Annotated in this window: 19 protein-coding genes; 10 read left to right on the top strand and 9 right to left on the bottom strand. The window is 65.1% G+C overall.

The genetic code is table 11. The features are described 5' to 3' along the window. Window positions 1-73 precede the first annotated feature (73 nt). From cysD to AB7M16_RS26455, 4 genes are all read left to right on the top strand, one after another. Window positions 74-868, top strand: coding sequence for a sulfate adenylyltransferase subunit CysD (cysD, locus tag AB7M16_RS26470; RefSeq protein ID WP_172784883.1), 795 nt, complete (start codon window positions 74-76; stop codon window positions 866-868). Between the two features lie 19 nt (window positions 869-887). Next, window positions 888-2,804: an adenylyl-sulfate kinase gene (cysC, locus tag AB7M16_RS26465; RefSeq protein WP_172784884.1), complete on the top strand. Its 1,917-nt coding sequence runs from the start codon at window positions 888-890 to the stop codon at window positions 2,802-2,804. A gap of 297 nt (window positions 2,805-3,101) precedes the next feature. Continuing rightward, window positions 3,102-5,267 carry a malate synthase G gene (locus tag AB7M16_RS26460; RefSeq protein ID WP_453945509.1) on the top strand — a complete coding sequence of 722 codons (2,166 nt, stop codon included), beginning with the start codon at window positions 3,102-3,104 and terminating at the stop codon, window positions 5,265-5,267. A gap of 162 nt (window positions 5,268-5,429) precedes the next feature. Then, window positions 5,430-5,630: a CsbD family protein gene (locus AB7M16_RS26455; RefSeq protein ID WP_008546815.1), complete on the top strand. Its 201-nt coding sequence runs from the start codon at window positions 5,430-5,432 to the stop codon at window positions 5,628-5,630. A 60-nt stretch (window positions 5,631-5,690) separates the two neighbouring features. Here AB7M16_RS26455 and AB7M16_RS26450 read toward each other — a convergent pair whose 3' ends face one another. Further along, window positions 5,691-5,846: a Thivi_2564 family membrane protein gene (locus AB7M16_RS26450; protein ID WP_130363252.1), complete on the bottom strand. Its 156-nt coding sequence runs from the start codon at window positions 5,844-5,846 to the stop codon at window positions 5,691-5,693. A 271-nt stretch (window positions 5,847-6,117) separates the two neighbouring features. Here AB7M16_RS26450 and AB7M16_RS26445 point away from each other — a divergent pair, with 271 nt between their 5' ends. Beyond that, window positions 6,118-8,211, top strand: coding sequence for a methyl-accepting chemotaxis protein (locus tag AB7M16_RS26445; RefSeq protein ID WP_212254179.1), 2,094 nt, complete (start codon window positions 6,118-6,120; stop codon window positions 8,209-8,211). 47 nt (window positions 8,212-8,258) lie between these two features. Here AB7M16_RS26445 and AB7M16_RS26440 read toward each other — a convergent pair whose 3' ends face one another. After that, window positions 8,259-8,909, bottom strand: coding sequence for a DUF2865 domain-containing protein (locus AB7M16_RS26440; RefSeq protein WP_172784887.1), 651 nt, complete (start codon window positions 8,907-8,909; stop codon window positions 8,259-8,261). A gap of 16 nt (window positions 8,910-8,925) precedes the next feature. Further along, on the bottom strand, window positions 8,926-9,753 hold the full coding sequence (locus AB7M16_RS26435) for a L,D-transpeptidase (RefSeq protein ID WP_453945508.1): 828 nt from the start codon (window positions 9,751-9,753) through the stop codon (window positions 8,926-8,928). 206 nt (window positions 9,754-9,959) lie between these two features. On the opposite strand from AB7M16_RS26435, the gene AB7M16_RS26430 reads away from it, so the two are divergent. From AB7M16_RS26430 to AB7M16_RS26410, 5 genes are all read left to right on the top strand, one after another. After that, window positions 9,960-11,072, top strand: coding sequence for an AI-2E family transporter (locus AB7M16_RS26430; RefSeq protein WP_453945507.1), 1,113 nt, complete (start codon window positions 9,960-9,962; stop codon window positions 11,070-11,072). A 78-nt stretch (window positions 11,073-11,150) separates the two neighbouring features. After that, complete coding sequence (locus AB7M16_RS26425) at window positions 11,151-11,522, top strand: DUF883 family protein (RefSeq protein ID WP_172784890.1); 372 nt, start codon at window positions 11,151-11,153, stop codon at window positions 11,520-11,522. An 88-nt stretch (window positions 11,523-11,610) separates the two neighbouring features. Further along, the gene (locus tag AB7M16_RS26420; RefSeq protein WP_172784891.1) at window positions 11,611-12,066 is read left to right on the top strand and encodes a hypothetical protein; all 456 of its coding nucleotides are present in this window, start codon (window positions 11,611-11,613) and stop codon (window positions 12,064-12,066) included. Window positions 12,067-12,255: 189 nt separating this feature from the next. Further along, on the top strand, window positions 12,256-13,398 hold the full coding sequence (locus AB7M16_RS26415) for an OpgC domain-containing protein (protein ID WP_212254176.1): 1,143 nt from the start codon (window positions 12,256-12,258) through the stop codon (window positions 13,396-13,398). A gap of 84 nt (window positions 13,399-13,482) precedes the next feature. Continuing rightward, window positions 13,483-14,091, top strand: a complete 609-nt coding sequence (locus AB7M16_RS26410; protein WP_453947269.1) for a TetR/AcrR family transcriptional regulator — start codon at window positions 13,483-13,485, stop codon at window positions 14,089-14,091. On the opposite strand, the gene AB7M16_RS26405 is transcribed toward AB7M16_RS26410, so the two are convergent. The 6 genes from AB7M16_RS26405 to ureC form a co-directional block, all read right to left on the bottom strand. After that, entirely contained in the window at window positions 14,088-15,749 is a 1,662-nt protein-coding gene (locus AB7M16_RS26405) for a CHASE domain-containing protein (protein WP_172784893.1), read from the bottom strand. The genes AB7M16_RS26410 and AB7M16_RS26405 overlap by 4 nt on opposite strands. Window positions 15,750-16,049: 300 nt before the next feature. Continuing rightward, complete coding sequence (gene ureG / locus AB7M16_RS26400) at window positions 16,050-16,673, bottom strand: urease accessory protein UreG (RefSeq protein WP_453945506.1); 624 nt, start codon at window positions 16,671-16,673, stop codon at window positions 16,050-16,052. A 39-nt stretch (window positions 16,674-16,712) separates the two neighbouring features. Next, complete coding sequence (locus tag AB7M16_RS26395) at window positions 16,713-17,441, bottom strand: urease accessory protein UreF (RefSeq protein ID WP_260383614.1); 729 nt, start codon at window positions 17,439-17,441, stop codon at window positions 16,713-16,715. Beyond that, window positions 17,422-18,033, bottom strand: a complete 612-nt coding sequence (locus tag AB7M16_RS26390; protein WP_453945505.1) for an urease accessory protein UreE — start codon at window positions 18,031-18,033, stop codon at window positions 17,422-17,424. The genes AB7M16_RS26395 and AB7M16_RS26390 overlap by 20 nt, the downstream gene beginning before the upstream one ends. Window positions 18,034-18,046: 13 nt before the next feature. Beyond that, window positions 18,047-18,346: a putative quinol monooxygenase gene (locus AB7M16_RS26385; protein WP_035998129.1), complete on the bottom strand. Its 300-nt coding sequence runs from the start codon at window positions 18,344-18,346 to the stop codon at window positions 18,047-18,049. Window positions 18,347-18,477: 131 nt separating this feature from the next. Next, window positions 18,478-20,193: an urease subunit alpha gene (gene ureC / locus AB7M16_RS26380; RefSeq protein ID WP_453945504.1), complete on the bottom strand. Its 1,716-nt coding sequence runs from the start codon at window positions 20,191-20,193 to the stop codon at window positions 18,478-18,480. Window positions 20,194-20,209 lie beyond the last annotated feature (16 nt).

Here is a 20,209-nt window from a genome sequence, read left to right as displayed (position 1 = left end):
TTCCGGTGCAGATGGGCAGAACTTTCGCGCGCCCACTTACGAGCAAATTCCAGTCGGGCTGACCGCCCCGAGCATGGATCATCTCGATCAGCTCGAAGCGCAGAGCATCTACATCTTCCGTGAGGCCTTTGCCCGGCTGAAGAAGATTGCCCTGTTGTGGTCGCTCGGCAAGGACTCCAACGTCATGATCTGGCTGGCGCGGAAAGCCTTCTTCGGCAAGATGCCGTTCCCGGCCCTTCACGTCGACACCGGCAAGAAGTTTCCGGAGATGTATCGCTTCCGCGATCATTACGGGAAGGAATGGGATCTCGATCTGCGCGTCGAGCCCTGCCCGCCGATCGATGCGGTCGACCCGACGCTGCCGCCGGCCGCCCGTTCCGCAGCGCGCAAGACCGAGGGCCTCAAGATGGCGCTCGCAAAGTATGGCTTCGACGGCCTGATCGCCGGCATCCGCCGCGACGAGGAAGCGACCCGCGCCAAGGAGCGCGTGTTCTCGCCGCGCGGGCTCGAAGGCAACTGGGACGTGCGCGACCAGCCGCCGGAGTTCTGGGATCATTTCAACGCCTCGCCGCCGCAAGGGGCGCATTTGCGCATCCATCCGATTCTGCATTGGACCGAGGCCGACATCTGGGCCTACACCAAGCGCGAGAACATTCCGATCATCCCCCTGTACCTCGCCAAGGACGGCAAGCGCTATCGCTCGCTCGGCGATCAGGACATCACCAACCCCGTGAATTCGACGGCGTCCAGCATCGACGAGATCCTGATCGAGCTCGAGCAGACCAAGGTGCCGGAGCGCTCGGGGCGCGCGCTCGACCACGAGACCGAGGACGCCTTCGAGCGTCTGCGCGTCGCCGGCTATCTCTGATCAAGGACGCTTTGCGGCTATGAACATGATCGTCACTCCCGCTTCGCCTGCGACCCCGAACGGCACCACGCGTCCGCAAGTGCGCATCGTCATCGTCGGCCATGTCGACCACGGCAAGTCGACGCTGGTCGGCCGCCTCTTGCATGAAACCGGCAGCCTGCCCGACGGCAAGCTCGAAATGCTGAAAGCTGTCAGCGCGCGGCGCGGCATGCCGTTCGAATGGTCGTTCCTGCTCGACGCGCTGCAAACCGAGCGCGACCAGGGCATCACCATCGACACCACGCAGATCCGCTTCCGCACCAATTCGCGCGACATCGTGCTGATCGATGCGCCCGGCCACGCCGAATTCCTGCGCAACATGATCACCGGCGCCTCGCAGGCCGACGGTGCGGTTCTGATCATCGATGCGCTGGAGGGCGTGCGCGACCAGACCAGGCGGCATGGCTATCTCCTGCATCTGCTCGGCGTGAAGCAGGTCGCCGTCGTCGTCAACAAGATGGACCGCGTCGATTTCTCCGCCGCACGCTTCAAGGACATCAGCGACGAGATTTCCGCGCATCTGAACGGCCTCGGCGTGACGCCCACGGCCGTGATCCCGATTTCCGCGCGCGACGGCGACGGCGTCGCCGAGCGTACCGACCGCATCGGCTGGTACAAGGGGCCGACCGTGGTCGAGGCGCTCGATCGCCTCGAGCCGGCGCGTCCGCTGGAAGCGCTGGCGCTGCGGCTGCCGGTGCAGGCGATCTACAAGTTCGACGACCGTCGCATCGTTGCCGGCCGCATCGAATCCGGCAGTCTGATTGCCGGCGACGAGATCGTGATCATGCCCGCGGGCAAGATCGCGAAGATCAAGACGGTCGAGAGCTGGCCGGTGACGCCGGTTGCCAGCCGGCAGGGCGCGGGCCGCTCGGTCGGCATCACGCTCGACCGCGAATTGTTCATCGAGCGCGGCGACATCATCGCGCATGTGGGCAGCGCCCCGCGCGAGACGCGGCGGCTGCGCGCGCGGATCTTCTGGCTGCACGACAAGCCGCTCGCGAAGGGCGACCAATTGCTGGTGCGCTGCGGACCGAAGGAAAGCCGCGCCACCGTTGTCGCCATCGAGAAGGCGGTCGATCCCGGTGAGCTCTCGAGCAGCGAGAACAAGGCGATCGGCCGCAACCATGTCGGCGAGATCGACATCTCCCTGTCCAATCCGATCGCGACCGATCCCTACACCGAAAATCCGCGCACCGGCCGCCTCGTGATCGAGGTGTCCGGACGCATCGCGGGCGGCGGCCTGGTGCTGTCGGTCGATGCCGGCCAGCGTGCCGTGCCGGTCGACATCGTGCCGGTGGAATCGGCGCTGCGCAGCGACGAGCGCTCGGCGCGCTATCGCCATAACGGTGCCGTGGTCTGGCTCACCGGCCTGCCCGCCTCCGGCAAGTCGACGCTGGCGCGGGCGCTGGAGCGGCGTCTCTTCACCAATGGCGGCTCGCCGATCCTGCTCGACGGCGACACGCTGCGCGCCGGGCTCAACAGCGATCTCGGCTTCTCCGCCACCGATCGCAGCGAGAACATCCGCCGCCTCGCCGAGGTCGCGACACATCTCGCCCGCAACGGCCACATCGCCATCGTCGCGGCGGTCTCGCCCGCGCGCGAAGATCGCGCCGCCGCGCGCCGCATCGCCGATACCGCGTTCCGCGAGATCCATGTCGCGACGCCGGCCGAAGTGTGCGAGGAGCGCGATCCCAAGGGCCATTACAAGAAAGCCCGCGCCGGCGCGCTCGCCTCGTTCACCGGCATCGGCAACGATTACGAGAAGCCTGAGGCTGCCGAGCTCGTGATCGACACGTCGAAGCGGACCGTGGCCGAGGCGGCTGACGAGATCGAGCAGATGCTGAAGACATCAGGCGTGCTGTTCGACGAGCTCGTGGACCTCGCTGCGAACATTTGAGGTCGCCCCAGTCTCCGCTGTCGTCGCCCGGTGTGAACCGGGCGACCCAATATTCCAGGGACAGCGTTGGGATACGGAGAAGCCGCGGCGTACTGAATTCCCCGCTTTCGCGGGGAATTGCACCGGTGCGTGGGGCTTCTCCCACCTTCTCTTGACATTTTGACAAGCCCCCGGGGGTCTTCTCACCGCCCTGATTTTGGGGCTAATAGGTCCGGAAAGCCGCCCCGCGTGGGCGCATTTTGCTGCTGTCGGGTCAAAAGCAGCCAAAAACAGCCATTTCCAACAAGAAAGCCCATCATGAAACGCGTCGACGCCCACGGATTGAAGATCGCCCCTGTTCTGTTTGACTTCATCGCCAAGGAAGCCGCCCCGACAACGGGGATCGCGCCGGATGCGTTCTGGGCCGGGCTTGCCGGCATCATCAAGGAGCTGGGACCGAAGAACCGCGATCTGCTCGCGTTTCGCGACAATCTGCAGGCCAAGATCGACGACTGGCACCGCGCCAACAAGGGCAAGGCGCTCGACCTCGATGCCTATACCGCCTTCCTGAAGGAGATCGGCTATCTCGTGCCGGAGCCGGCGACGCAGAAGGTCGAGACCGCCAATGTCGACGAGGAGATCGGCAAGATCTGCGGCCCGCAGCTCGTCGTGCCGCTCACCAATGCGCGCTACGCGCTGAACGCGGCGAATGCGCGCTGGGGCTCGCTCTATGACGCCTTCTACGGCACCGACGCCATCCCGCACGACCCGTCCGAGAGCGGCAAGGGCTACAACAAGGCGCGCGGCGACAAGGTGATCGCCAAGGCCAAGGCGTTCCTCGACAACGCCGTGCCGCTCGCGACCGGCAGCCACACCGACGTCACCGCCTACAGCGTCGTCGCGGGCCAGCTCGCAGTGAAGCTGAAGAGCGGCAACGCCACCGCGCTGAAGCACGCCGCACAGTTCGCCGGCTTCCAGGGCGATGCCGCCGCGCCGAGCGCCGTGCTGCTCGTCAACAACGGCCTGCATATCGAGGTCAAGATCGACCGCAGCAGCGCGATCGGCAAGGACGATCCGGCCGGTGTCGCCGACATGATCATGGAGGCCGCGGTCTCGACCATCCTCGACATGGAGGACTCGGTCGCCGCGGTCGATGCCGAGGACAAGGTGCTGGTCTACCGCAACACACTCGGCCTGATGAACGGCACGCTGTCGGCCGATTTCGAGAAGGGCGGCAAGACGCTGACGCGTTCGCTCAATTCCGACCGCCTCTACAAGACGCCTGACGGCAAGGGCGAGGTCAAGCTGCACGGCCGCAGCCTGCTGTTGATGCGCAATTGCGGTCACCACATGTTCACCGATGCGGTGCTCGACGAGAAGGGCGACGAAATTCCGGAAGGCCTGCTCGATGCCGCCGTCTCGGGCCTGCTCGCGATCCACGACCTCAAGGGCCATTCGAAGGTCAAGAACAGCCGCACGGGATCGGCCTACATCGTCAAGCCGAAGATGCACGGCCCGGACGAGGTCTCGCTGACCTGCGAGATCTTCGACCGCGTCGAGAAGATGCTGGGCCTGCCCGAGAACACGCTCAAGGTCGGCATCATGGACGAGGAGCGGCGCACCACCGTCAACCTCAAGGCCTGCATCCAGCGCGCCTCCAAGCGCATCATGTTCATCAACACCGGCTTCCTCGACCGCACCGGCGACGAGATCCACACCTCGATGGAAGCGGGCCCGATGATCCGCAAGAACGAGATGAAGGCGCAGGCCTGGATCAAGGCCTACGAGGACTGGAACGTCGACATGGGCCTGACCTGTGGCCTGCCGGGCCACGCCCAGATCGGCAAGGGCATGTGGGCCGCCCCCGACAAGATGGCGGACATGCTGGCGCAGAAGCTCGGCCATCCGCAGGCCGGCGCTACCACCGCCTGGGTGCCCTCGCCCACGGCGGCGACGCTGCACGCGCTGCACTACCACCAGGTCAACGTGATCGCGCGCCAGGAAGAACTCGCCAAGGGCGGACCGCGGGCAAAACTGTCCGACATCCTGACCATTCCGGTGTCGAAGTCGAACTGGGCGCCCGATGACGTCAGGCAGGAGATCGACAACAATTGCCAGGGCATCCTGGGCTATGTCGTGCGCTGGATCGACCAGGGCGTCGGCTGTTCCAAGGTGCCCGACATCCACGATGTCGGCCTGATGGAAGACCGCGCCACCTTGCGCATCTCCAGCCAGCACCTCGCCAACTGGCTGCACCAGGGCGTCATCACCGAGGCGCAGGTGATGGAATCGCTCAAGCGCATGGCAGTCGTCGTCGACAAGCAGAACGCTGGCGATCCGATCTACAAGCCGATGGCGCCCGCCTTCGACGGCGTCGCCTTCAAGGCGGCCTGCGACCTCGTCTTCAAGGGGCGCGAGCAGCCGAACGGCTACACCGAATACATCCTCACCGCGCGCCGCCGCGAGGCCAAGGCTCTTGGATAAGAGGCTCTTGGATAAAGAGGCGCTGGGCTGAACGAAGTCACGGAACCGTCAAAAGCCCCGGCCCGCGCCGGGGCTTTTTTCTTGCGCGAAACGTCGCGGCTTGGCGCGGAACAGGCTGCGTGCGCCTGGCGTTGTCGGGCCATCAACCTATGGGAGATGGTCATGGACTGGAATCGGATCGAAGGAAACTGGAAGCAGTTCAAGGGATCGGCCAAGGAGAAATGGGGCAAGCTCACCGATGACGACCTCCAACTGATCGAGGGCCGCCGCGAGCAGCTCGAGGGCCGGCTCCAGGAACGCTACGGCAAGGCCAAGGACCAGGTTCGTCAGGACGTCGACGACTGGCTGAAGTCGCTGCACTAGCGCAGCATGAACGAAGCCCCGGCTCAGGCCGGGGCTTTTTGTTTGGGAGCAGTAGCCCCGCTAGAATACTGTCAGATATTTCAGCAGCGACACGACGCCGATGATGATGACGATCACGCGCGCGATCTGCTTGGCGCGGCCGTCCATCGGCAGCATGTTGATCAGATAAAGCACGAGAATGACGACGAGAAAGGTGACGAGGACGCCGATCAGCATTGCAGGGACCCCCCTTCTGGCAAATTGCTAACGATGTCCTAACGCTGGCCTCGCGCGCTGGTTCCATCAACGCAACCCATTGCAACTTCTAGTAAATGCGTATTTTTACCGGTAGCTTGGCTGCCTAAAACTTTACCCTTTTCCTCTCACATGCAGAAACCGTCTGGCCATGAGGCGCCAACGGCATGTGATTGCCGATGCCACAGGGCCCCTCCTTTTCGATTGTTGCCGGGCGCCCTCCGCGAACTCGACATGGAAATTGGGGACCTCGATGCTGAATCGTCTGACCGTATCCGCGCTGCTCAAGGCAGTGATCGCGATCACGTCGGTCTGCGTGGTCGTTGCGCTCTCGCTCACCGCCTACGCATCCTGGGATCGGCTGAGGACCGCCAGCCGGATCTCGCAGATCGCGGACGCGTCCGCCGACCTGTTCAAGGCGATGCACAATCTGCGGACCGATCGCTCCACCAGCAACAGGCTGCTGAACGCGACCACGCCAATGGACGCCGACATCGAGAAATATCTGCGCGCGATCCGCGACGCCGAGATGCCGGCGATGGCGCATGCGCTCGAGCTGTTGCCGGCCATCGACTTTCCGCAATCCGGCACGCTGGTGCCGGAGCTCGCGCGCCTCTACAAATCCGCGAGCGAGCAGCAGAAGCAGTTCTGGGAGGACGTCGCCAAGCCCAAGGATCAGCGCCGCGCCGGCCTGCCGAAGGAATACATGGAGACGACGCAAGGCCTGCTCGACACGCTCGACAAGCTCTCGAGCGTCCTGGCCGGGACCGTCAATCACCAGGACGCGGCGATCGATCAGCTGCTGTCGATCAAGCAGAACGCATGGCTCTTGCGCAACACTGCCGGCGAAGCCTCGCTCATCGTCTCGACCGGCCTTAACGCCGGCAAGATCACGCCCGAGGCTCACCAGTCCTACACCCAATATGTCGGCGGCACGGCCGCGATGTGGAAGGCGCTGGAATTGTCGGCATCGGGCATGCAGCTGCCGTCCGCACTGTCATCCGCCATGACCGCGGTCAAGTCCGCCTATTTCGATCCGCAATATCTCGCCCTGCGCGACCGCCTCGCGGAGACGCTGGTGAAGGGCGACAAGGCCGAGATGACAGCCAATCAATGGACCCCGGTCACGGTCGGTCGCCTGTCCAATGCCGTCGCAGTGGCAGAAGCCGCCCTCGACGCCGCCAAGGTCCATACGCTGGAGCAACACGGCGCCGCGCAGCGCGCGCTGATCGTGCAGCTTGGGCTCCTGGCGCTCGCCATTGGGCTTGCCGTCGGCGCGACCATGCTGGTCAGCCGCCGCGTCATCACCCCGCTCAACACCATCCGCGACGCCATGCTCAAGGTCGCCGGCGGCGACCTCGCCGTCGACAGCGGCTATCTCGACCGTCATGACGAGATCGGCGCACTGGCCGGCGCACTGGAGACCTTCAAGCAGCAGGCGGCCGAGAAGCTCAAGATCGAAGAGCAGGAGCGTGAGCGCAATGCGGGCGCCGCCGCCCGCCAGCGCGTGGTCGAGGCCCATGTCGGCGAGTTCGAGAGCGCCGTGCGCAAGTCGTTGGGCGAGCTGAGCGAGGCCTCCGGCGAGATGCGCAAGACCTCGGGCGACCTGTCGGCCGTCTCGCGCCAGAGCAATGAACGCGTCGAGATTGCCGGCAAGGCCTCGAACGAGGCCTCCACGAGTGTCGAGAGCGTCGCGGCAGCGGCCGAGGAGCTCTCGGCCTCCATCAACGACATCAGCCAGCAGGCCGCGCATGCCGCGGGCATCGCCAGCCGCGCCGTCACCCAGGCGCGCGAAACCGACGGTACCGTGCAGGGCTTGGCGCAGTCGGCGGGGCGCATCGGCGAGGTCGTCGGCCTCATCAACACCATCGCGGCGCAGACCAACCTGCTCGCGCTCAACGCCACGATCGAGGCGGCGCGCGCCGGTGATGCCGGCCGCGGCTTTGCCGTGGTCGCCTCCGAGGTGAAGTCACTCGCGAGTCAGACCGCGAAGGCGACCGAGGAGATTTCCGAGCAGATCGCCGACATCCAGAAGGTTGCGGGCGATGCCATCAACGCGATCCAGGCGATCGGCGGCATCATCGGCGAGGTCAACGAAGTTGCCACCGCCATCGCGGCCGCAGTGCAGGAGCAAGGCGCCGCTACGCAGGAGATCACCCGCAGCACGCAATACGCGGCGCAGGGAACCAAGAATGTCTCGGACAACATCACCGGCGTGAAGGCCGATGCCGACACCGCAGCCGGTGCCGCGGAGAACGTGAAGCAGGCCTCCGAGATGCTGGAGACGCAAAGCCGCCAGCTCGGTCAGCAGGTCAGCGATTTCCTGGGCAAGATCCGCGCGGCGTAGGGCACGCCGGCTCCGCGCGTCGCGAGGACGCCGTTCGGAAGCCGAAGCTACTCCTTCGCCACCACGGGGACCTGGCGGAATCTGGCGCGCACCGATTCCGGCAGCGGCGAGAAATTCATCGCGACACCGCGGCGGTCATTGGCGTTGCGGCTGGCGACCACGAGGCCGCCGGCTCCGGCGACGATGTCGCCCTTGCGCAGGGTCGGATCGTCCTCGACCTTGACCGATGCGAGCCCGACCGGGTCCTTGCCGTTGCAGGTACAGCCCGCGACGATCTCGTTGCGAAAGCGGAACGCGTTCGGCAGGTCGGAATAGGACTTTCCGTTCTCCGTAGAGGCGTCGTCGATATTGCTGCCGTAAACCAGCGAGGTTTCCGCGGCTGGGCAGAAGCTCTTGCAGGATTGCGCCTTGCTCTCGGAATCGCTGCCCTGCGCCGGGAAATAGCGGCCGTCACAGCCGCGCACGCAATAGGCCGCGCCGCCGCCATAGGAGGCCCGCTGACGCGGCCCATCGTAGCGCGGCCCATCGTCATTGGGGAACGGCATGCGGATTTCCGGCGGCGGCCGCATCCGGAAGCCGCCGAACAATGCCGAGAAGAAATCCTCCGCATGCGCCGACGGCGCCGATGCAAGACCGGCGGAGATCGCGATCAGGATCACCGTTCCGCCAGTCCATTTGCCAATCAGGCGTCTGCTCATATGACCTCGCTCACGCTTAATTCACGGCCGACGACGTGATGTTCAACGCCTGCCGACCCGAGGGCAGCGTCGTCACGGCCGGCCGCCTGCGCACGGGCTCGCCGGCCTTGTCGCCTCCTCTGGCCATCAAGGGCGCGTTCTTCGGCAGCACCACGACCTTGGCGCCGACATTAACTCGATTGAACAGGTCAATGACGTCCTCGTTGGTCATGCGGATGCAGCCGGAGGAGACGAACTTTCCGATGGTGGAGGGATCATTGGTACCGTGGATGCGGTATTGGCTCGAGCCGAGATACATCGCACGCGCACCGAGCGGGTTGCCGGGGCCGCCGGCGACGAAGCGCGGCAGATAGGGCTGGCGCGCGATCATCTCGGCCGGCGGATGCCAGTCCGGCCACTCGGCCTTGCGACTGACGCTCTGCACGCCCGACCAGGTAAAGCCCTCGCGGCCGACGCCGACGCCGTAGCGGATCGCGCGGCCGCCTCCGAGCACGTAATAGAGATAGGTGCTGTTGGTATCGATGACGATGGTACCGGCTGGCTCGCTCCTGTCGAAGCTGACGATCTGCCTGCGCAGCCGGTCGGGCAACTGAGCATCCTCGTCGGCAACCTGCGGCGCCTCGTTGAGGTCATCCTGCGAATAGGCTTGGCCCTGCGAGTATTGGCCTTGCGAGTAACGGCCTTGCGAGTACAGGTCCTGCGGGTACACCCGCTGCATCGGCGCATAGCCGAAGGTTTGCGCGCTCGCGGTGCCCATGGGCGCCATGAGCAGAGCGGTTGCGAAAGCGAATGCGCCGACGGCGCGCGGCGAGAAGCTGCGACGGACTGCAAACAACTTTGTCATGAGCTGCCCCGTTGGATGTGCATCAGGTGATGCGCTGCCCAACAAACTCCGCCGGCTGGATCGAAGTTCCGTTGCCGCGTGCGGGAGCGGCGTCACAGTCAAGCGAGCCATCGTTCACGAAGCCGCGATGGAACCGGCATACCGCCCACGCGTTGTGAGGTCATCAATGGGCGCGCGGATCGCGGATTCCGTGCGGGAGAGATATTGTGCGCGTCCTACCCAGTGACCGTTTGATTTCCGGCAACGGCGAAGGCGAACCGCTCCCCGAGAGCCATGTCGAGCTGCCGCCGGTGATCCGCCGCACTGAATTCGTCGCGTTCGCGCTGGCCGGCCTGTTGCTGATTGCCATCGTCGCCGTGCTTTATGTCGGCAAGGCGTTCTTCCTGCCGGTCGTGATGGCGTTCGTCACCGGGACCATGCTGTCTCCGGCGGCCACCTTCCTGGAGCGAAGCAAGGTCCCACGCAGCCTCGGCGCCGTCCTGATCGTGGTCGCGGTGACCGCGGTGGTCGCCTTCGTCGTGGCGCTGATCGCTTCGCCGGTCATGGCATGGAGCACGCGCCTGCCGGAGCTCGGCGCGCAACTGCGGGACAAGCTGCACGTGTTCGATCGGCCGCTTGCGCTCTGGCGGGAGATGCAAGCCATGCTCGGCGGCTCGGAGGGATTGCCGAGCATCCACATGCCCAAGGTCGAGTGGGTGCAGCCGACGCTGGAATTCCTGTCACCGACCTTTACCGAATTTCTGCTGTTCTTCGTCACCCTGATCCTGTTCATCGCAAGCTGGCGCGACCTGCGGCGAGCCATGATCATGACCTTCAGCGATCGCGACGCGCGGCTGCGCACGCTCCGGATACTCAACGAGATCGAGGTCCATCTCGGCAATTATCTGCTGACCGTCACCCTCATCAATGTCGGCGTCGGCGTCGCCACCGGCCTGATCTGCGCGCTCACCGGAATGCCCAATCCGGCCGGGCTCGGCGCGCTGGCGGCCACGCTCAACTTCATCCCCATCATCGGGCCCGTGGCGATGTTCGTCGTGCTGGTCGTGGTGGGGCTGATCGCCTTTCCCACCATCGGCGGCGGCCTGATGGCCGCGCTCGCCTTCGGCGGTCTCACCTTTCTGGAGGGGCACTTCATCACACCGACGATCATCGGCCGGCGGCTCGCCCTGAACGCGCTCGCCGTGCTGCTCGCGCTCGCGTTCTGGACCTGGCTGTGGGGGCCGATGGGCGCGTTCCTGTCGTCGCCGCTCCTGATCGTCGCGCTGATCCTGAAGGACCACCTGTTGCCGGAGAATTCGCCGCAGCTTCCGCAAGCCTGACCGGTTTCGGCGAACGGAACTTACCCGGCGACGAAACGTTCTCCGCCCATCTCAGCCGTCAACAGTTCGGAGCTCCCGATGTCCACGCCCAATGCCGAAACCGGGATGAGAGACTGGACCGACAAAGCCACCCGAGACCGCCTCGAAAAGGATGTAGCAGCCGTGAAAAGCGATATCGCCGCCCTCACCGACCAGATCACCGACGCGCTCAATACTTTCGCCAACTCCACCAGCAAGCAGGCTCGCCGCGGCTATCGCCAGGCGCGCGAGAACATGGATTCCGCGATGGACGACATGTCCGAGCGCGGCAGCGCGATGATGGAAGCCGCACAAGACGCCTACGGCTCGATCGAAGAGACGCTGGAAGATGCGATCACGCAGCGGCCGCTGGCGACCGTCGGGCTGGCGCTCGGCATCGGCTTCCTGATCGGCGCCGCCTGGCGTCGCTAAGGATGCCGACGTTCATTTGAGACGGCAGCGACACGCGGCCGCTGTCGGCCCGTGACGATTCGGCTGGCGGGGATTGAGGAGCAAGGCCATGTTTCAGCGCATCATCGACAGCATCAGTGCATCCACCGGCACGACTGTTCGGCTGACCTCCCTGGCCGCGGGCGCTGCCTTCGCGCTGCTCGTGACGACAGGCTTCCTCTGTGCCGCCGTCTTCATCTGGGTGCTGCAGAAATATGGCCCGGTGCAGGCTTGCCTTGCCGGCGCCGGTATCTTCTTCCTGCTGACTCTGGCCGCGGCAGGCTCCTATTGGGGCTACAAGCGCGAGGTGCAGAAGCGCGCCCAGATCGCGGCCGAGCGCGCCGCGAAATCGGCCGCGCAGAGCATGCTTGCAGATCCGATGCTCCTCGCCACCGGGCTTCAGATCGTTCGCGCCATTGGCGTCAAGCGGCTGTTGCCGATCCTGGCCATCGGGGGCGTCGCCCTCGGCATCCTGGCGAGTCGCGCCGGCGTGGCCGACGAGGTGTCGGCGGAGCCTGCCGAGTAGCGATCGGAGCGGGTTAGATAATTTCGTCGGAAGTCCTTTGGGCGCATCTATCCCAATTCGATAGAGGGCGAGGGTCGCATTTCTGCGCCGTTCGGCGCGATTGCCTTGCCGCTCACGCAAACGCTACTCGGATGGGCAGGCGATTGCCTGCTAAAAGCATCATCCTGATTCCCAAAGCTATTTTACTTAATGAAACCGTCCGTCAAGGCGAACCTCGCCGCATTCCAGCACGACGCCAGGCTCTATCTGACGCTCGGCATCGCCAATTGGTCCATCTTCGTCGACCATATTCCGAACAACGTCGTCAACCTGCTGACGCTGCGCAATTTCGGCTTCAGCGGCGCGGCGGACCTGTTCGTGTTCGTGGTGGGCTACGGCGTTGCCATCATCCACGGCAGGATGGCGCTGGAGCGCGGCTACGTGGTCGCAGCGACGCGCATCTTTCGCCGGGTCTGGCGGCTCTATGCCGCCTATGTCGTGCTGTTCGTGATCTATATCGACGCCATCGCCTATGTCGCCTCGCAATCGATGGCGCCGGAGATCATCCACGAATACAACATCTCCGGAATTCTCGAGCACCCGCTGCGCATCCTGGTCCGCGGTCTCGTGCTCCAGGAAGAGCCGCTGAATCTCGACCTGCTGCAGCTGATGATCCCGCTGATGGCGCTCTTTCCGCTCGTGCTGTGGGGCCTGTTGCGGGGGCCGAACCTGACGCTGGCGGCATCGGTCGCGCTGTATCTTGCCGCGCGCTGGTTCGGCTGGAATTTTCGGATCTATCCGGACGGGGAATGGACCTTCAATCCGCTGTGCTGGCAGCTGCTGATGGTGCTGGGCGGCTGGTTCGCCGTGACCGGTGCGCCGGGGCGGGCGCTGCGCGGCATGTCCTGGCTGCGGATCCTCGCAGGCGCCTATTTGATCTTCGCGATGGCCGTCACCTTGATGCGCCATTCGCCGACGCTATCCGCTTACCTGCCGGATCTCCTCCTCAACAGCATCGCGCCGACCGACAAGGAAAACCTCGCGCCCTATCGCGTGGTCCATTTCCTGGCCCTCGCGTTCATTGCGACCCATCTCATTCCGGCCGATCACCCCGGCCTGAGATGGAGACCGCTGCAAGCGGTGATCGCATGCGGTGAGGAATGGCTCGCGGTATTCTGTGTCGCCGTGTTCCTGTCCTTCGCCGGCCACCTCATCCTGATCACCGGGCCGAACCTGGTGGTGATGCAGGTGGCGGTGAGCATCACCGGCTTCGCCGCGATGACCGGGCTCGCCTACTACATCGCCTGGTCGAAACGGCAGGATCTGCCGGCAGCCCTGCGGCGGCAGGCGTAGAGGCAAAAAAGCGTGCGATTCTGCTAGGCCGAAAGCCGCCCCTGCGGTATGCCGGGACTCTGCGTGAGGAGACCGGGCGTGGCGATGGCGAAAGACGGGCGTGAAGAGGCGGAGAGCGCGCCCCGGCGCGGCCGGCCAAGGTCGATCGAGACCACCAACGCCATCCTCGAAAGCGCCTATGCACTGATGGCGACCACCGGCCTTGCCGCCACCACCATCGATGCGATCGCGCGCCACTCCAGCGTGTCGAAGATGACGATCTACAAATGGTGGCCGTCGCGGGAAGCGCTGCTGATCGACGCATTCCTCCACCATGCCGCGCAGATGCTGCCGCTGCCGCCTGCGAGCGCCGGCACGCCCGCGGCGCGCGCGCGGCGCCACGCCACCGCCTATGCCGAGGCGCTCCAGGGCGAATTCGGCAAGGTGCAGCTCGCCGTGATCTCAGAATGCATTTCCAAGACCGGCTCGGCCGAGCTGTTCTACGCCCGCTACTTGCAATTCCGCCGCGACGCGCTGGTGGACATGATCGCCGCCGGCCAGAAGGACGGCAGCATTCAGGCCGAGGGTCCCCCTGAGAATCTCTACGACGCGATCTATGGCAGCCTGTTCTACCGCTACATCTTCGGCATCGCGCCGATCACACCTGGCTACGCCCGCAACCTCGTCGATCTGGTGTTGCGGCCAAAGAGTTAGCTTCGCGCCGGCCTGACCGGCGCCGAGATCTTGTCCGTGCGGTCGCGCTCGGTCATGTCGACCACCGTCTCCATCGGCGCGGTCAATTCATAGACGTAGGAGACGTCGGTGAAGAAGCGCTTGGCGGTCCCCCCCAGCGCCTCGGGCGCGACGCGGTCGAGCAGGATCAGGCCGAAATCGGAATCGGGCCGGCGCGTCGCCTCGCTGGTGTTGAACTCCTCCCAGCGAAAATGGAAGACCTCGTGGCCATCTTCGCCCGTCACCGTCCAATTGGCTGTGATGTGGGGGTGCTTGCCGACCAATGACAGGCCCTCGTCGGAATGCGAGGCGAGCTCGAAGAACAGCAGCGAGAGGCTCTGCGCCGCTCGCGCGCTGACCGCGATATCGGGGCCGGTGACCGCGATGCGATCGGCATGCGGAATCGCGCGCGCCTCGAACAAGCCCTTCAACTTGACGCCCTGCCACTGGCTCTCGCTGAGCAGCGAGACCACGTTGGACATGGCATGGATGCGCCCGATCAGGAGCTCGCGCGCGCTGTCGATGTCCGAGCCGTGGCGCAAGGTGCGCGTCACGATCGACTGGATCACCGCCAGGATGTTCTTGACGCGGTGGTTGAGCTCGTCGATGACCGCAGTCAGCCGCCGCTCGAAGCCGATCCTGACCTGGATCTCCCGGCTAAGCCGCAGATTGTTGTAGGCGACATAACCGAACAGGCCGCACACCATTGCAGTGATGGCAAAGCCAATCGCCGCCACGATGATCGCGGTCTGCTCGGCGCGGCGCACCGAATTGGTCTTCGCGTAATAGCCGAGCTGCCAATCGCGGCCGCCGAAGCTCACCGTGCGCGTCGCCGACGGCGCCGGCCCGTCCGCCGCCGCCATCCGCGTCGAGACCACGCCCTGATCGTTGGCGATCAGCTCGCCGCCGTCCTTGCGCGGATCCCTGAGCGCCACCGCGAACAGCGACATGTCGTCATTGGCCAGCATCAGCGAGGCAAGCTCGTAGGAAAACGTCACGAACCCGGCCGGCTCGGTCGCGCCCTCGGGAATGACGGGCGCAGCCACGATGATGCCGATCGCTCCGTTTCCGCGGATCAACGGCACCGGGTCCGAGGCAACCGACCTCTTCTCGGTGCGCGCGCGCGTCAGCATCGCGCTGCGAACCGGATCCTGATCGTAGCTGCGGCCGGGCAACATCCTGGTCTCGTTGCTGCGCGGCTCGAGATCCAACAGCACGTCGATCGGCTGGGTGACATCGGCAGGGTTGATCGGCTTGTCGTCATACGAGCGGATCTGCGGAGTCGGGAAGCCGGCGCCAGCGAGGGCGGCCTGCGCCGCCGCAAGCTCGTCCGGCTTCAACCGGGCGACCCACCCAGCCACCACGAAGTCGGTCTTGAAGGCGTAGATCGCCGAGCGCAGCGGCTCCAGCATGTTCGGCTTGATCACCGACGGCGCGCGGAACAGGCCTGAGGCGACACGCGCGAGCAGCTCCCGCTCGGTCAGGCGGTCCTGGACCAGGCTCGCATGGACATCGATCGCACGCGCCAGCGCGATCCGGTCCAGCGCCAGCTCCTGGTCGTGGACGCGATAAGCCGCAAGCCCGGAGAGCAAGGCCCCGAGCAGAGCGATGAAGCCGATGATGAAACCCAGCCTGACCACGCGATTACTCAGGCGAAAGCAGGAGGTCGGCAATGAACACGGAGCACATGAACGCCGCTCGAACGGCCATGGGCCGAAGCAGGGTAAACCCCAGTGGCGGAGATAATGAAGGAGGAGGCATCAGTACGCAACTTGGGTCGCCCGAAAAGCTTAATCCGCCCGGCCGATGGTCTGGCCGGGATGAATTCGCCCCGGGCGCCGGAGGTAGTTAATCCCCGTGTCCCAAATTTGTTCCGCGGGTTGCGGAGTGGCCCAGCTCGTTAACGGCGAAAAACACCTGCGCCAACTGGTCGCGTCCGGTCAGCCCGCCCGTTTCAGGCCGCCTTTGGCCTCGATGAAGCCGACGATTTGGTCGAGCCCCTCGCCTTTCTTGAGGTTGGTCATGACGAAGGGCCGCTCGCCGCGCATGCGCCTGGCGTCCGTTTCCATCTTCTCCAGGGAGGCGCCGACATGGGGCGCGAGGTCGGTCTTGTTGATGACCAGGAGGTCGGACCGGGTGATGCCGGGGCCGCCCTTGGACGGGATCTTGTCGCCGGCGGCGACGTCGATGACGTAGATGGTGAGGTCGGCCAGCTCCGGGGAAAAAGTGGCAGCAAGATTATCGCCACCGGATTCGATCAGCACGAGGTCAAGTCCGGGAAACTTGGCGCGCATGTCCGCGACCGCGGCGAGATTCATCGAGGCATCCTCGCGGATCGCCGTGTGCGGGCAGCCGCCGGTCTCGACACCGGCGATGCGATCCGGCGTCAACGATCCCGAACGCACCAGGAACTCCGCATCCCATTTGGTGTAGATGTCGTTGGTGATCGCCGCAATGTCGTAGCGCTCGCGCATGGTCTTGCAGAGCAGGTCCATCAGCGCGGTCTTGCCCGATCCGACCGGGCCGCCGACGCCGACACGCAAGGGACCGTGAGATTTCGCCATGTGACTTGCTCTCTCCTGATGACTTGAAGGCCGCGCCTCTCACGACCGAAACAACCGGGTATATTGCGTCTCGTGCCGCAAGCTGGCGAGGTCGGCGCGGAACGTCGCGCTGCCGAGATCGTCCAAGGTTGCAGCCAGCGCGCGATTGGCGGTGGCGGCGACGGCGGCTTCCAGCTTCACCAGCACACGCTGGCTATCGGTCTGGCCGAGCGGAATGAGCCGGCTGGCCGCGGAAATCCAGTTCGAGACCAGCGCATGCAGGAAGGCGTGCAGCGTCGGCGCCAACGGCACGGCGTGCATCGCGGCAACGACGCCGACCGCGACCGGATAGATCAGTGGCGCGCTGCATGCCGCGACCGTGGCATCCAGTCCGTCGGCATCCCACGCGGCGCGGGCAATGTCGATGAAGGCGCGGCCCTGCGAGGTCGTCTCCAGCTGCCGCTCGCGCGACGGCACGAAGGCGCTCGCAAGCTCGGCGATCTCGTTCAAAGCGGCCGTCTCGCCCGATTCCGTGGCGCGATAGGCGTGGACCAGAAACGTCGCGTCACAGAAGCCCGAGCCGTCGGCGAGCATCGCATCGAGCCAATCCGCCAGCGTCGTCGTGTCGGTGACGTCGCCGGCCTCGACCGCCCATTCGATGCCGCTGGAATAGGAGAAACCGCCGACCGGGAACGCCGGCGAGAGCCAGGTCATCAGCCGGTACAGCGCCGCCGCCTCGCCCTCGGCAAGACCACCGGCGCCGACCGGCTCATTTGTGGTCATGAGCATGCTTGTGGCCGTGGTGATGATCGGGATGATCGCAATGCTCGTCGTGGTGATGGTGGTGCTCATGGCCATGGTCGTGCGCGGCATGATCATGGTGGTGGCCATGGTCATGGTGATGATGGCCGTGATCGTGATGCGCATGGTCGTGTCCATGCGCATGGCCGGCATCGGCATAGGCGCCGCCTTCGGGATCGAACGGCGCTTCGATCTCGATCACACGCGCGCCGAGGCCCTTCACCATCGCCTCGATGACGTGATCGCGGCGAATGCGCAGGGCCTTGGCCAAGATCTGCGTCGGCAGGTGACGGTTGCCGAGATGCCAGCCGACGCGGACGAGGTGGTGCGGATCGCGGCCGCGGATTTCCAGCAGCGGCTCGGGCGCCGCGACCACCTCGATCAGCCTTCCATCCTCAAGCACCAGCGCATCGCCGCCGCGCAGTGCGACGGCATACTCCAGGTCGAGCAGGAATTCGAGGCCCCGCGTTCCCGTCATCGCCATGCGACGACGGTGCCGATCGTCGAAGTCGAGCACGACCGTGTCCACTGGTGCTTCCGTGAAGCGGTGCTGTCCCCTGACCTGCGTCGCCCGGATCATGCGTCGTCCCTCTTTACCGTGTCTCGACCTTCTCGGGCGTGATGTATTCGATCTTCGGCGGCGCCGTGAAGCATTTCACCGCAACGCGGCCGAACGTCTTCATGTGCTCGGCAGCACGATGCGGCCCCAGCGCCTCCATATTCTCCCACTGCTCGACGAACACCATCTTGGCAGGGTCCGTGACGCTCTCATGCAGATCATAGGCGATATTGCCGGGCTCCTTCCGCGTCTCCTTGATGCAGGCGGTGGCGGCCGCGATGAACTCGGCGCGCGTCTCGGGCTTGATGGTCAGGGTGGCAACGACGTAGATCACGAGAAATCCTCCCGGCTTTTCTTCTAAAGGGTTACGATACCGGGCGGGACATTAGACCAGGCGGGACCGAACGCAAAACCGCAAAAAGCCGTCCCCCGGACACCGCCGGGGACATGCGTTGAGGCGCTATTTCAGTACATGAAATATCGCTGCGCCATCGGCAGCACCTCCGCCGGAGCGCAGGTCAGGAGCTCGCCGTCGGCCCGCACTTCATAGGTCTCAGGATCGACCTCGATCTTGGGCGTCGCGTCGTTGTGGATCATGCTCTTCTTGGAGATCCTGCCCCGGGTATTCTGGACGGCATAGAGCTTCTTCTCGATGCCGAGCTTTCGCGCGAGGCCACCTGTGATAGCGGCCTTGGAGGTGAACACCACCGAGGATGCCGTACGCGCCTTGCCGAACGCGCCGAACATCGGCTGGTAGTGCACCGGCTGCGGCGTCGGGATCGAGGCGTTGGGATCGCCCATCGGCGCCGCGACGATGGTGCCGCCCTTGACGATGCAGTCCGGCTTGACGCCGAAGAAGGCCGGCGACCACAGCACGAGATCGGCGAGCTTGCCCTTCTCCACCGAGCCGATCAGCTTCGACACGCCATGCGCGATCGCGGGGTTGATGGTGTATTTGGCGATGTAGCGCTTGACGCGGAAATTGTCGTTGTCCTTGCCGTTGTCCTGCGGCAAGGCTCCGCGCTGCTTCTTCATCTTGTCGGCGGTCTGCCAGGTCCGGATGATGACCTCGCCGAGCCGGCCCATGGCCTGCGAGTCCGAGGACATCATCGAGAGCGCGCCGAGATCGTGCAGGATGTCTTCGGCCGCGATGGTCTCCTTGCGGATGCGGCTTTCGGCGAACGCCAGATCTTCCGCGATCGAGGGATCGAGGTGGTGGCACACCATCAGCATGTCCAGATGCTCGTCGATGGTGTTGCGGGTGAAGGGGCGCGTCGGATTGGTCGAGGACGGCAGCACGTTCTTCAGGCCGGCGACCTTGATGATGTCAGGAGCGTGGCCGCCGCCGGCGCCTTCGGTGTGGAAGGCGTGGATGGTGCGGCCCTTGAAGGCCTTGATCGTGTCCTCGACGAAGCCGGATTCGTTCAGCGTGTCGGTGTGGATCATCACCTGGATATCGTGATCGTCCGCCACCGACAGGCAATTGTCGATCGCGGCCGGCGTGGTGCCCCAATCCTCGTGCAGCTTCAGCGCACAGGCACCGGCCCTGATCATCTCGACCAGCGCCGCGGGGCGCGAGGCGTTGCCCTTGCCGGAAATGCCGAGATTGACCGGGAAGGCGTCGAACGACTGGATCATCCGCCCGATGTGCCAGGGCCCCGGCGTGCAGGTGGTCGCGAAGGTGCCGTGCGAGGGGCCGGTGCCGCCACCCAGCATCGAGGTGACGCCTGACATCAGCGCGTGCTCGATCTGCTGCGGACAGATGAAATGGATGTGGCTGTCGAAGCCGCCGGCCGTGAGGATCTTGCCTTCGCCCGCGATCACGTCGGTGCCGGGTCCGATGATGATGGTGACGCCCGGCTGGATGTCGGGATTGCCGGCCTTGCCGATTGCCGAAATCATGCCGTCCTTGATGGCAACGTCGGCCTTCACGATGCCCCAATGATCGACGATCAGCGCGTTGGTGATGACCGTGTCGGCCGCGCCCTGCTTGTTGGTGACCTGCGACTGCCCCATGCCGTCGCGGATCACCTTGCCGCCGCCGAACTTCACCTCCTCGCCATAGGTGGTGAAATCCTTCTCGACCTCGATGACGAGGTCGGTGTCGGCCAGCCGCACCTTGTCGCCGGTGGTCGGGCCGAACATGTCGGCATAGACGGAACGCTTCATCTTGACGGACATCACAAGCCCCGTTTGC

The organism is Bradyrhizobium sp. USDA 372, assembly GCF_053629095.1.
This window is presented reverse-complemented; position numbering and strand designations above follow the sequence as displayed.

Coding starts and splice junctions, on each gene's coding strand:
- cysD (WP_172784883.1), top strand. CDS start 74: ATGGATCATCTCGATCAGCTCGAAGCGCAGAGCATCTACATCTTCCGT.
- cysC (WP_172784884.1), top strand. CDS start 888: ATGAACATGATCGTCACTCCCGCTTCGCCTGCGACCCCGAACGGCACC.
- AB7M16_RS26460 (WP_453945509.1), top strand. CDS start 3,102: ATGAAACGCGTCGACGCCCACGGATTGAAGATCGCCCCTGTTCTGTTT.
- AB7M16_RS26455 (WP_008546815.1), top strand. CDS start 5,430: ATGGACTGGAATCGGATCGAAGGAAACTGGAAGCAGTTCAAGGGATCG.
- AB7M16_RS26450 (WP_130363252.1), bottom strand. CDS start 5,846: ATGCTGATCGGCGTCCTCGTCACCTTTCTCGTCGTCATTCTCGTGCTT.
- AB7M16_RS26445 (WP_212254179.1), top strand. CDS start 6,118: ATGCTGAATCGTCTGACCGTATCCGCGCTGCTCAAGGCAGTGATCGCG.
- AB7M16_RS26440 (WP_172784887.1), bottom strand. CDS start 8,909: ATGAGCAGACGCCTGATTGGCAAATGGACTGGCGGAACGGTGATCCTG.
- AB7M16_RS26435 (WP_453945508.1), bottom strand. CDS start 9,753: ATGACAAAGTTGTTTGCAGTCCGTCGCAGCTTCTCGCCGCGCGCCGTC.
- AB7M16_RS26425 (WP_172784890.1), top strand. CDS start 11,151: ATGTCCACGCCCAATGCCGAAACCGGGATGAGAGACTGGACCGACAAA.
- AB7M16_RS26420 (WP_172784891.1), top strand. CDS start 11,611: ATGTTTCAGCGCATCATCGACAGCATCAGTGCATCCACCGGCACGACT.
- AB7M16_RS26415 (WP_212254176.1), top strand. CDS start 12,256: ATGAAACCGTCCGTCAAGGCGAACCTCGCCGCATTCCAGCACGACGCC.
- AB7M16_RS26410 (WP_453947269.1), top strand. CDS start 13,483: ATGGCGAAAGACGGGCGTGAAGAGGCGGAGAGCGCGCCCCGGCGCGGC.
- ureG (WP_453945506.1), bottom strand. CDS start 16,673: ATGGCGAAATCTCACGGTCCCTTGCGTGTCGGCGTCGGCGGCCCGGTC.
- AB7M16_RS26395 (WP_260383614.1), bottom strand. CDS start 17,441: ATGCTCATGACCACAAATGAGCCGGTCGGCGCCGGTGGTCTTGCCGAG.
- AB7M16_RS26390 (WP_453945505.1), bottom strand. CDS start 18,033: ATGATCCGGGCGACGCAGGTCAGGGGACAGCACCGCTTCACGGAAGCA.
- ureC (WP_453945504.1), bottom strand. CDS start 20,193: ATGTCCGTCAAGATGAAGCGTTCCGTCTATGCCGACATGTTCGGCCCG.